This is a genomic window from Paenibacillus sp. LS1 (genome assembly GCF_026013365.1).
Taxonomy (GTDB): Bacteria; Bacillota; Bacilli; order Paenibacillales; family Paenibacillaceae; genus Paenibacillus.
On record NZ_JAPDOE010000004.1, the window covers coordinates 85,773 to 98,523 of the forward strand.

Genomic DNA, 12,751 nt, shown 5'->3' on the forward strand with positions numbered 1-12,751 from the left:
AGAAGCAGCTTTTTTTGTCGCATGATGCCGAGCAGGTCACAACAATGTTATTTTAGAAGTCACCAACGCTTATATTGCAAGTTAACCAAACGACTATAATGGTAATTAATGGTGGGAGTTACACGGAGTTACACCATGGGAAGGAGCGGATACCATTCGCAGTTCAGAGTAATGCATACGGAATTTTCAGGAAGAGGAGATGAATAGTTGAACATGAAGGGGAGCTGGTGGAGACGAGTCGCTATGATTGCGTTATCGGCAGGACTACTGGCAGGCAGTTTATCAATGGGTACAGGACTTCGTAAGGCGGATGCGGCCGCCGGAAACCAGAACTATGCTGAAGCACTGCAAAAGGCCATCTATTTCTATGAGGCGCAGCGTTCGGGTCCATTACCAGCGAATAATCGGGTTGAATGGCGTGGCAATTCGGGCATGCAGGATGGAGCTGATGTAGGCTTTGATCTAACCGGGGGATGGTATGATGCCGGAGATCATGTGAAATTCGGATTACCGATGGCGTATTCTGCTACGATGCTAGCCTGGTCCGTCGTGGAATATCGCGAAGGATATGAGCAGGCAGGGCAACTGGAGGAGATTAAGGATAATATCAAGTGGGCCACTGACTATTTTATGAAAGCGCATACGAAACCGAATGAATTATGGGGACAAGTCGGAGCGGGGAATACGGATCACGCCTGGTGGGGACCTGCTGAAGTGATGCAGATGAACCGACCTGCCTTTAAGATTGATGCTTCCTGTCCGGGTAGTGACTTGGCGGGAGAAACTGCGGCATCACTGGCAGCTGCATCGATTGTATTTGCCGATGATGATCCTGTGTATGCTGCGAAGTTGCTTCAACATGCAAAGGAGTTGTATCACTTTGCAGATACTTACCGTGGGAAATACTCCGATTGTATTACCGATGCACAATCGTTCTATAACTCGTGGTCCGGATATTATGATGAGCTGGCATGGGGTGGGGCATGGCTTTATTTAGCGACTAATGATAGCGCTTACTTGTCCAAAGCGATTGCGGCAACCAATCAGTGGTCATCTAGTGGAGGTGCTGCCAATTGGCCATATACCTGGACACAAGGCTGGGACAACAAAAACTACGGTGCCCAGATTTTGCTGGCCCGTATTACGTCCAGTCTGAACATGCCGGAAGCAACGAGATTTATTCAGTCGACTGAACGCAATCTGGATTACTGGACAGTTGGAGTTAATGGGACACGAGTCAAGTATACGCCAGGAGGTCTTGCCTGGTTGGATCAGTGGGGCTCACTCCGATATGCAGCCAATGCCTCCTTTATTTCTTTTGTATACTCCGATTGGGTCAGTGATCCTGTGAAGAAATCCAGATATCAGGATTTCGCCGTCTCACAAATGAACTACATTCTGGGAGATAATCCACGTCAGAGCAGTTATGTGGTCGGGTACGGACAAAATGCACCCCAGCATCCGCATCACCGGACCGCTCACGGTTCTTGGTTGAACAATGAGGATGTCCCGGCGAATCACCGCCATATTCTGTATGGTGCCATGGTCGGTGGCCCGGATGCATCGGACGGGTATACCGATGATATTGGGGATTATGTGAGCAATGAGGTGGCAACGGACTATAACGCGGGATTCACTGGTGCGCTGGCCAAAATGAATCTGCTGTTTGGTCAGAATCATCAGCCCCTTTCGAACTTCCCTGCACCTGAGGTGAAGGGTGATGAGTTCTTTGTAGAGGCTGCTGTCAAATCATCCGGTTCCAATTATACGGAAATCAGGGCACAGCTTAATAATCGGTCTGCTTGGCCTGCCCGTATGGGAGATCAACTGTCCTTTAAGTATTTCCTTGATCTGAGCGAGGTGTATGCTGCCGGACGTACTGTATCGGACGTGCAAGTGACGACCTCCTACACGGAGGGGGCGACGGTATCCCAACCGGTTGTAGTCAATGCAGCCCAGCATATCTATGCCATTACAGCGAACTTCGGTAATACGAAGATCTATCCCGGTGGGGAAGGGAACTATCGTAAAGAAGTGCAATTCCGCATTACAGGCCCACAAGGGGCATGGAATGCAAGCAATGATCATTCGTTCCAGACGTTGACTACTGGCAATCCTGTGAAGAGCGTATACCTTCCAGTCTATGATGCAGGGGTGAAGGTGTATGGACAGGAGCCAGGCATTACACCAATCACGGTTCCAGGCGCACCTGCTGGCGTGCAGGCTGTGGCGGGCAGCAATCAGGTTAGCTTGACCTGGGCCGCTGCACCTGGGGCCGAATCATACACGGTGAAGCGTTCCGAGGTGAGTGGAGGACCGTATACATCTGTCGTGACGGGTGTTAATGGATTGACCTATACGAACACGGGACTGACGAATGGGAAGGCTTGTTATTATGTGGTAACCGCTGCGAATACAGCAGGGGAATCTTCGAATTCTATACAGGTGTCGGCTACACCGCAAGCAGCAACGACTTTGCCGGGAGCGCTGACTTTAAGTGGGACAGCTGGCAATGCGCAGTCGAGCCTGACCTGGACAGCAGCCTCGGGCGCTACTAGTTATAAGGTGCAACGTTCGGTAGCAGGCGGGGCATATGCAGATGTGGCAACTGGATTGTCCGTGCTGACTTACACCGATACGACAGCCGTGAATGGCACCACGTACAATTACCGGATTGTAGCCATGAATGCGAACGGACAGACGCTGTCCAATGTTCTGGCACTGACGCCTTCTGCACCTCCGGTGACGACGGGTACGCTCGAAGTGCAGTACCGCAGCGGAGGGTCTGGCAATTCGAGCAATGCGGTAACCCCGCAGTTCAACGTGAAGAATACCGGAACACAGGCGATTGATCTCAGTACCGTGAAGATCCGATATTATTTCACCAAGGATGGTACGGAGAATATGACCTTCTGGTGTGATTATGCCCAGATGGGCACGGCCAATATCGAAGGGACGTTTGTCACAGTAAATCCAGCGAAGGGTACAGCAGACACCTATCTGGAGATTAGCTTCAAGTCCGGAGCGGGCAGTTTGGCCGCTGGAGCAGAGACCGGCGTGATCCAGGCACGCTTTTCCAAAAATAATTGGAGCAATTTCGATCAAAGTAATGACTATTCCTTTGACGCCACCAAGACGGCTTTTACTGCTTGGAACAAGGTAACCGGGTATCAGGGTAGCACCAAAGTATGGGGCTTGGAGCCGTAACTGGCGTACAATCAGAAGCCGAAGAACAGCATGGGCAGACCAACAGCGTTTATAGAGGTTGTTCAAAAAGTCCGCTTTTGATTACGAAGGATGCCTAGTGGCATCATCAGCATCGAATATGGCATTCAGCTGAAATGTCCGTTGCTCACGTAGTTTTCCTACGCTCCGCTACTCCATTTCTAGCTTCATCCCATCTTCTCGGTACTGAAAACCGCTCTTTTTGAACACGCACTTATATACAATTTCCACTATTCCAGGGAGGTATATATTCATGTTGAAATCAGCTGCGAAAAAAAGTTTAACAGCCATGCTGGCGGGAACCGTCATGTTGACCGGATACACCGGACTCTGGGCAGGGCCACAAACGGCACATGCCGCAGATCAGGCCATCGAGATTCAGTCAGACAGCATTAATGAAGCCCGGTTTTTGCAATTGTATGATCAGTTGAAAGATCCGGCGAACGGATATTTTTCTCCAGAGGGCATCCCGTATCACTCCATTGAAACGCTGCTCAGCGAGGCACCGGATTATGGGCACATGACGACATCAGAGGCGTACAGTTACTGGCTATGGCTAGAGACGATGTACGGTCACTATACGGGAGATTGGTCCAAACTGGAAGCCGCATGGGACAGCATGGAAAAATACATTATTCCGGTTAATGAAGGCGATGGCAAGGAAGAGCAGCCTACCATGAGTTCTTACAATCCGAATAGCCCTGCCACGTATGCAGCGGAAAAACCATTCCCGGATCAATATCCGTCGGCTATTAATGGACAATATGCAGCAGGGAAGGACCCGTTAGATGCGGAGTTTAAGGCCGCCTATGGTAACAATCAGACCTACTTAATGCACTGGTTGCTGGATGTGGATAACTGGTACGGATATGGAAACCTGTTGAATCCATCCCATACGGCTGCCTATGTGAATACGTTCCAGCGTGGAGAGCAGGAGTCCGTGTGGGAAGCCATTCCGCATCCGTCTCAGGATAATAAAACATTTGGTAAGCCGAACGAGGGCTTCATGAGCCTGTTTACGAAAGAAACGCAGGCACCATCAGCGCAGTGGCGTTATACAAATGCAACCGATGCCGATGCACGTGCAGTACAGGTGTTGTACTGGGCGAAGGAGATGGGATACACCAATACGGCGTATCTGGATAAGGCCAAGAAGATGGGTGACTATTTGCGCTATGGTATGCACGACAAGTACTTCCAGAAGATTGGCAGTGCGAAGAATGGTACACCAACCCCGGGTACAGGCAAGGATTCCAACATGTATCTCATGGCCTGGTATACGTCATGGGGCGGTGGTTTGGGTCAAGGTGGGGATTGGGCTTGGCGGATTGGTGCGAGTCATACGCATCAGGCCTATCAGAATCCGGTCGCGGCATATGCCTTGTCTGATCCGGCAGGTGGCTTGATTCCCAAATCAGCTACAGCCAAGGCAGACTGGAATGCGTCTTTGAAGCGTCAGTTGGAGTTCTACACATGGTTGCAATCCCATGAAGGAGCGATCGGCGGAGGTGCAACGAACAGTCTGGACGGTTCATACAAGGCCTATCCGGCGGGCGTAAGTACATTCTATGACATGGCTTATCAGGAGGCACCAGTATATCGTGACCCGGATTCCAACACTTGGTTTGGATTCCAGGCATGGTCGCTGGAGCGGGTAGCTGAGATGTATTATATTCTTGCCGAGAGCGGGGATCTGAGTTCCGAGAACTTCCAGATGGCCAAAAAAGTCATTACCAAGTGGATCGACTGGTCCAAGGATTATGTATTTGTGGATGAGCGTCCAGTGACGGATGCCCAAGGGTACTATCTGAACGCAGCAGGCGGGCGGATTCTTGGTGGTCTGAATGCCCAGGTAGCGACAACTCCAGCCCCAGGAGAGTTCTGGATTCCAGGCAGTCAGGAGTGGCAAGGTCAACCGGATAAATGGAATGGCTTCAGTTCCTTTACGGAAAATCCGAACTTCCGTGTGGTCACCAAAGATCCTGCACAGGATACAGGAGTCCTGGGAAGTTACATTAAGGCGCTGACTTTCTTTGCCGCAGGGACCCAGGCAGAGAATGGAACGCTCAGTGCCAAAGGTCAGGAAGCGAAGGATCTGGCTGAGACACTGCTGGATACGGCGTGGGATTACAATGATGGCGTGGGCATTGTAACGGAAGAAGTGCGTAAAGACTACTTCCGCTTCTTCGCAAAAGAGATCTACATTCCTGCGAACTGGTCAGGAACGTTCGGTCAGGGCAATACGATTCCTGGTACAGCAGGTGTACCTTCCGATCCGGCAAAAGGCGGCAACGGTGTATACATTGGATACTCCGATCTGCGTCCAGCGATCAAGCAAGATCCGGCATGGGCTTACCTGGATAATCTGTACAAAACGTCGTATAATCCGACAACGAAAACATGGGAGAATGGTGCACCGACCTTTACGTATCACCGTTTCTGGTCACAGGTGGATATGGCTACAGCGTACGGCGAGTATGATCGTCTTCTCGGAGATTCCGACAGTCCGGAAGTGGAAGTACCCGCTGCTCCTGCTGGCGTAACAGCAACTGGAGGAAGCGAACAAGTGGTTCTGAATTGGAACGCAGCTGCTGGTGCAGCCACGTATACCGTGAAACGTGCAGAAGTGAACGGTGGTCCTTATACGCCTGTAGCGACAGGGGTCACAGGATCGACATTCACAGACACAGGCTTGACCAACGGCACAACGTATTATTATGTCGTTACTGCGGTGAATGCCGTAGGTGAGTCTGCACCATCGACACAGGTATCTGCAACACCGCTCGCAGGTATCGTTGTGCCAGGCGTATTTACCCTCACGGGAACAGCTGGTAATGCTCAGGCGGTACTGACATGGACAGCATCGACGGGAGCAGCAAGTTATAAGGTACAACGTTCGGTAGGCAGTGGAGCATATGCGGATCTGGCAACAGGTTTGACCGCACTGACGTATACCGATGCTACGGCGGTGAATGGTACGGCTTATAATTACAGAGTCGTTGCCATCAATACGAGTGGTCAGACGAATTCGAATGTAGTGGTGTTGACACCATTGGCACCTCCAGTTACAACGGGAACACTCGAAGTACAATACCGTAATGGTGGCTCAGGAACTTCGGGCAATGCGATTACACCACAGTTTAACGTGAAGAATACAGGTACAACGGCTGTGGATTTGAGCAAAGTGAAGGTCCGGTATTATTTCACGAAGGACAGTGCCGCTGATCTGAGTTTCTGGTGTGATTATGCACAGATTGGCAGCGGTAACGTGGAAGGACATTTTGTTTCCGTAGATCCGGCCAAGGGCACGGCAGATACGTATCTGGAGATTGGATTCAAACCGGGTGCGGGCAGCTTGGCTGCGGGAGCCGAGACCGGAATCATCCAGGGACGTTTTTCAAAAAATAACTGGACGAATTTTGATCAAACCAATGATTATTCTTTTGATTCTACCAAAACAGCCTTCAGTGCCTGGACGAAAGTGACTGCTTATCAGGATGGCGCCAAAGTATGGGGAATTGAACCTTAAACGAGCTATTAGACCAGCTGTAGGGTAATGATACGAACGATACAGGTTAAGCCGGGGAGAAATCCCTGGCTTTTTCTTGTTAATCGGTAAATGAACCATAGTAATGTTTACCATATTTGCGATTATAAACATTAAAACCTAGTTCTTATGACGCATGTCCTGGATGAGAATCGACCTAGCTCGTATACCGCAGAAAAATGAAGCATATCAAATAGTTACAATAATTTAACCTTTGAAAAAGAAGGGATCAGCAGTGTTTTTTACCAGCCGATGAAGAACAGAGCCTGATGCTTAGTGCTCAAGTGTGCCTATATCAATACAGGACTTTCGACTGATGAACGTTATGGATAGCCCGTTTACAATGGGGCAAGCCCGGGAGAAGCAAGCCAGGTTAAAATTCTGTAACATCAGGGGGAACTCGACATCATGAACTGGAAGAAAACCATTATTACGGCAAGTGTCACAGCAACGATGCTGATGGGAAGTCTGACGACAGGAGCACTAACGGCACAGGTATCGGCAGCTGCTGTTGACAATTCACAAGTAAAAGTAATCTGGGGCGTAAACTTACGCACATCACCTACTTCTTCTGCGAAGATTGTTCGCATGGTTGCTAAAGGGGAAACGGTAACGGTGCTTCAGCAATCCGGTTCGGATTGGTACAAGATTAAGGATTCTGCTAACCGGACAGGCTACATATCTTCTTCATCCAAATACACACAAGCTATTAGTGGCAGCACGAGCGGATCGGGTTCGAATAGTGGTACATCGGAAACCGGCAATGCGTCTGTGGAAAAAGTCATTGCGGCGGGAATGAAATATTGGGGTACACCATATGAATTCGGAGCGAGTCGTAACAGTACAGCTACTTTTGACTGTTCCAGCTTTGTGCGTCAGGCTTTCATCGATGCACTGGGCATCAAACTTCCAGCGGATTCCCGCAAACAGGGAGCCTATGTGAAAGCAAAAGGTTCGGTTCAGACCAACTGGAAAAACCTGAAACGTGGAGACCTGATGTATTTCATGTCTTATAAAGGCAGTTCTGCATCATCGTATTCGGGCGTGAATAAATCCACTGCAACCATTACGCACACAGGGATTTATCTGGGCGATGGAAAAGTATTACACACATATTCCAACGCTGGCGGTGGTGTAACAACTAGTGATATCTCCGGCAAACATTGGGAGTATCGCTTCCTGTTCGGTGGTAGTGCACTGTAGGTTAGAACAAGGATCTTCTTAGATATTCCGCGGATGTTCTGCGATTTTCTGCACATGTTCATATGAATACAAAACACCTTCCATTCTGCCTTTGACAGGCGAGTGGAAGGTGTTTTTGTGATATTTATTATTCTGATCAACTCAATCCTGATAGTACAGTCGGAACAGGATATCCTGGTTGTAGTTACCGAATCCCTCACCATACAAGGTCAGACCGCCCACATGCTGGGCATCTTCCTCCACCGAAAGACGCAAGGTCCATTGGTTGCGTTCCACCGGAATATCCGCAAGTGTGATCTCGGATAAGTGTTGTCCATCGATAAACGTACCTTCATTCGTAATTCGCAGAACCTTGAGCATGCCGTATTGATTGACACTGTCACTCCACCATTCCGGGGTGAACATGCCGCGCCCGTTGCCTGAATCTCCAGGGCTTGTCCATTCCCCCAATCGGATGCCATTAAGCATGAATGTAATATCCGAGGGCCAATTCGGATTTACCGAAGGGGCTTCTGATCCAATCTCCAGGGACAATTCAATGGCATTGATCTGTTGTCCGGATAAGATATAGTTTGGAATTTTGTACTCCACGAATCCGCGACCAAACCATAGAATATGGGCGTGCATTCGCTCGGGATCGAGAAAATAGCGAGGGTCATCGTACTGTCCAATGACCTGAGTAGATGTAGCCAATCCACATGTGGGATAGATGTCAAAATGAGTGTAGTGCCCCACTGGTACAGAAACCTCATGAAGCTTTCGTGCTGTCCCGGTTTCCTGAGGCATCGAGATGCCAATCCAGTCTACAGCAAGACTATTCATTTTATGTGTGCCGCCATCTTTGCGTATCATTTTGGACTGAATAATGCCCACATCCTGAAGTTTGCGGACATGCATGGTTACTATAGCACTACTCAAACCGAGTGAAGCAGCGAGGTCTTTCACATTCATAGGTGTCTCTGCAACAAGGCGGATGATCTGTAGACGGACTTCACTGGCAAGTGCTTCATATAGGGGGAGCCATTCGGCATCGGTATTTGCTCTTATCACAAGTGTTCCTCCAATTTCGTGTATAGAATTAAGTTAAACATAAATTCAGTAAAAAGAATAACATTTTGCAAAATTCCTGTTGAAATTAAGGCTATAATCGATTTTAATATAAATATGAACGTTGATCCATAGAATATCAATTAATTTTTATATTAATCTTAGGGGGTTGAAATTCATTATGGAAAAAGCAAAAATGACGGTAGACAAAGATTTTACAATTGGAGTAATTGATAAGCGTTTATACGGTTCATTCATTGAGCATCTCGGACGTGCCGTGTACGGTGGAATATATGAACCAGGACATCCGTCCGCGAACGAACAGGGTTTCCGCACGGATGTGCTGGAGATGGTCAAGGAGTTGAACGTACCGATTGTACGTTATCCTGGAGGAAATTTTGTATCCGGTTACAATTGGGAAGATTCGGTTGGGCCGGTGTCAGAACGCAAACGCAGATTGGAACTGGCCTGGAGAACGATCGAGACCAATGAATTTGGCTTTAACGAATTCGTGGACTGGGCGAAACAAGCGAATTCCGAAGTGATGATGGCCGTCAATCTGGGAACACGGGGCGCCGATGCGGCACGCAATATTGTAGAGTACAGCAACCATCCGGAAGGTTCGTATTATAGTGATCTTCGCATCAAGCATGGATACAAGCAGCCACATGCGATCAAAACATGGTGTTTGGGTAACGAGATGGATGGCCCGTGGCAGATCGGTCACAAAACGGCAGAAGAGTATGGACGTGCAGCTGTGGAAGCGGCAAAAGTCATGAAGTGGACGGACCCGACGATTGAACTGGTAGCCTGCGGAAGTTCGAACCTGAATATGCCATCGTTCCCGGAATGGGAAGCAACGGTGCTGGATCATACGTATGACCACGTTGAGTATCTGTCCCTGCACCAGTACTACGGCAACCAGGAGCAAGATACGCCAACGTTCCTGGCGCGCTCGCTTGAAATGGATCGTTTTATCGATACCGTGAAGGCGACCTGTGATTATATCAAAGCGAAGAAGCGCAGCAAGAAGACGATGTATCTGTCCTTTGACGAGTGGAATGTATGGTATCACTCCAATGAAAATGATTCGAAGATGGACCCTTGGCAGATTGCTCCGCCACAGCTGGAGGATATCTACAATCACGAGGATGCGCTGCTTGTTGGTTGTATGCTCATCAGTATGCTGAAACATGCGGATCGGGTTAAAATGGCATGTCTGGCACAACTGGTTAACGTAATTGCACCGATCATGACAGATACGGGCGGTGGTTCATGGAGACAGACGATCTTCTATCCATTCATGCATACGTCCCTCTTCGGACGTGGAACAGCATTGGTGCCATTGATCCAGTCTCCGAAATACGATACCAAACAAATCACAGATGTTCCTTATCTGGAAGCTATTGCGGTTCATAACGAAGAGCAAGATGAAGTGACTGTATTCGCAGTCAACCGCCATCTGGAAGAATCCCTTCCGCTCGAAGTGGATCTGCGCAGCTTCGGGAAGTGTACCGTGATCGAGCACATCGTGCTGGAAAGTGATGATCTCAAAGCAACGAATACAGCTGCACAACCGAACCGCGTTGCTCCTCATAATCGTGGAGGTGCAATTGTATCCGATACCCTGATCACGGCGAGCTTGGCAAAAGCATCATGGAACGTGATTCGATTGAAAGTGCAGTAAGGGATTAGCATAAAGGGATGGGACATGTGGGAGCGCAATGGCAGGAATGATGCCCGAAAGGGATGTTGCCGCTCAACGTGTTCCTTGAATTCAAAAAAAGCTGGGTGCGCGTTCGTCGCATCCAGCTTTTTTTCGTTGTATTTTATAGGAAAAGTAAATCATCAGAGGTGCGTACGCGCTTCCGCTTCAAAATTCAAAACTCTCGCCGTCGCGTGGAATGAGCATCTGGCCGTCCAACTGCTCGGATGCCAGATAAGTGGCGAGATCCGTGCGAGACATCACACAATGGTTAATCGCATCCATGTGCACAGCGATGACATGAGCAGAAGGCGCATGGCGCTTCACGGATACAACGTCAGGCCCGTCCATTGTAATGGGATCACCCTCCACGAAGCGCGCACCTCCGGCATTCACGATAATGACTTCAGGCGCATATTGGCTAATGGCCTCAGCAGGTTCTTTACACCAGATGGTATCCCCAGCGATATAGGTTACAGGTTCTCCATCTGCTTCAAGTACAAAACCGGACACCTTGCCCATACGTTCACCGATTTCACCTGTGCCATGATGCCCGGAAGTGCGGGCGAATCGGACAGAGTGATGCTCATGCTTCTCATCTACAGATGTTACATCCGTGAATCCGGCTGCCAGAAATACGTTCTCGTCCCCAGGCTGGCAGATTAGAGGAATGTCCTTGCCAAGTTGTTTCGCAGCTGCTTCATCCCAATGGTCCAGATGGGTATGTGTGACAATTATCAGATCCGGATGCAGATAGTCTGTTTCGGTTTCGGGCAAGTTCACTCTCGGATTACGTAACTCATTCGGGGTGTTCGGAAAAGCAGGCATGACTTCGGCGTCCATCAGCATCGGGTCGACGAGAATGTTCAGCCCACCGTATTCCAGCCATAGTGTAGCATGGCGAATCAATTGAATTTTCATTATATTTGCACTCCTTCAGGTTGTTGAATAGTATTACCCTATATGGTATACAACCCGTTTGACGTCGTACATAACATGATGAATGGAATTAGGCCACGCTAATTTCACCGTGAAAGGATTGCTGAAGCAAGATGAATGAAATGATAGATGACACAGATATCCGCATTTTGCAGATCCTGATTCAGGATGCCAAACGTTCTCACAAAGAGATCGGTGAAGAGGTTCACCTCACAGGACAGGCCGTCGGTGCAAGAGTGCGCAAGCTGCAAGATCTGGGTGTAATTGAAGGGTATACGGTAAAATGGAACCCGGAACGCCTTGGCCTCGGCCTTCAGGCCTTTGTCACGGTTTTCTTGAACTCCGGCGACAGACATGCCGCTTTTCGTACATTTATCGCTGAACGTAAGGACATCGTTGAAGTCCATCGCGTCAGCGGAGAAGGCTGTTATCTGATGCGAGTGCAGACTGGCACCACAGAGCAGCTTGGTCAACTGCTGGAAGCCTTGCTGCCTTACGGCAATTACAAAGTCAGCCTGTCCATAGGTATAGAGAAATCACAGTGATGTGTGGGAAGCTTGAAGCTTGTCCTCATCCATCCAGATGCTCAACGAGCCTGCTGCTCCTGCAAAGTCTCCTGAAGCAAAGTCACTGCCTGGTTCAGCTCTTTTTTGCTGAGCAGATGATCTGTCTGGACATGAGAACGGGTACCATCCTTCAGATACAGGACGATCATGGGAGAAGCAGACAGGAGCCACTTGCTGCGGGCAGGTGAGGCGAGTTCGACTTTGCGAATCTTGCTCCATGGAATCTTCCGTTTGCCAGTACTTATAGACTCATCATCCCAAGACAACAAAACAGCGGGGGTTCTGGTTAGTCGAGACAGGAACATGAAGAACAACGGACCGATCAACCACATACCCAGTACAGCTGCGATGGAATAGTATATGGTCTCCAGTCGTTCGGCTTGTCCATCTACGATAATCCAGAGCAGGCTTACACATAAGAGAAGGAACAGGAAGCAAAGGCTCCCTTTCCATAGAGCCGTGCTGCGTCGGTAAGGAATCTGCTGATGGTTACGCTTGGGTGTTTCAGGTTGTTGCATA

Annotated in this window: 8 protein-coding genes; 5 read left to right on the plus strand and 3 right to left on the minus strand. The window is 49.1% G+C overall.

Annotated elements, in window-relative coordinates; translation table 11 throughout:
* Positions 1–213: 213 nt before the first annotated feature.
* The 3 genes from OM416_RS17595 (at position 214) to OM416_RS17605 (ending at position 7,975) form a co-directional block, all read left to right on the plus strand.
* Positions 214–3,207 carry a glycoside hydrolase family 9 protein gene (locus tag OM416_RS17595; RefSeq protein WP_264932076.1) on the plus strand — a complete coding sequence of 998 codons (2,994 nt, stop codon included), beginning with the start codon at positions 214–216 and terminating at the stop codon, positions 3,205–3,207.
* Between the two features lie 271 nt (positions 3,208–3,478).
* Positions 3,479–6,754: a glycoside hydrolase family 48 protein gene (locus tag OM416_RS17600; protein WP_264931671.1), complete on the plus strand. Its 3,276-nt coding sequence runs from the start codon at positions 3,479–3,481 to the stop codon at positions 6,752–6,754.
* 426 nt (positions 6,755–7,180) lie between these two features.
* Positions 7,181–7,975 (plus strand): C40 family peptidase, encoded by a 795-nt coding sequence (locus OM416_RS17605; RefSeq protein WP_264931672.1) that lies wholly within the window; start codon positions 7,181–7,183, stop codon positions 7,973–7,975.
* A 141-nt stretch (positions 7,976–8,116) separates the two neighbouring features.
* Here the strand turns inward: OM416_RS17605 and OM416_RS17610 are convergent, their stop codons facing one another.
* Positions 8,117–9,022, minus strand: a complete 906-nt coding sequence (locus OM416_RS17610) for an ArsR/SmtB family transcription factor (protein ID WP_413775807.1) — start codon at positions 9,020–9,022, stop codon at positions 8,117–8,119.
* A gap of 181 nt (positions 9,023–9,203) precedes the next feature.
* Here OM416_RS17610 and OM416_RS17615 point away from each other — a divergent pair, with 181 nt between their 5' ends.
* Positions 9,204–10,709: an alpha-N-arabinofuranosidase gene (locus OM416_RS17615; protein WP_264931674.1), complete on the plus strand. Its 1,506-nt coding sequence runs from the start codon at positions 9,204–9,206 to the stop codon at positions 10,707–10,709.
* 186 nt (positions 10,710–10,895) lie between these two features.
* Here the strand turns inward: OM416_RS17615 and OM416_RS17620 are convergent, their stop codons facing one another.
* Complete coding sequence (locus OM416_RS17620) at positions 10,896–11,648, minus strand: MBL fold metallo-hydrolase (protein WP_264931675.1); 753 nt, start codon at positions 11,646–11,648, stop codon at positions 10,896–10,898.
* 131 nt (positions 11,649–11,779) lie between these two features.
* On the opposite strand from OM416_RS17620, the gene OM416_RS17625 reads away from it, so the two are divergent.
* The gene (locus OM416_RS17625) at positions 11,780–12,211 is read left to right on the plus strand and encodes an Lrp/AsnC family transcriptional regulator (RefSeq protein WP_264931676.1); all 432 of its coding nucleotides are present in this window, start codon (positions 11,780–11,782) and stop codon (positions 12,209–12,211) included.
* A 41-nt stretch (positions 12,212–12,252) separates the two neighbouring features.
* On the opposite strand, the gene OM416_RS17630 is transcribed toward OM416_RS17625, so the two are convergent.
* Positions 12,253–12,750 carry a hypothetical protein gene (locus OM416_RS17630; protein ID WP_264931677.1) on the minus strand — a complete coding sequence of 166 codons (498 nt, stop codon included), beginning with the start codon at positions 12,748–12,750 and terminating at the stop codon, positions 12,253–12,255.
* Position 12,751 lies beyond the last annotated feature (1 nt).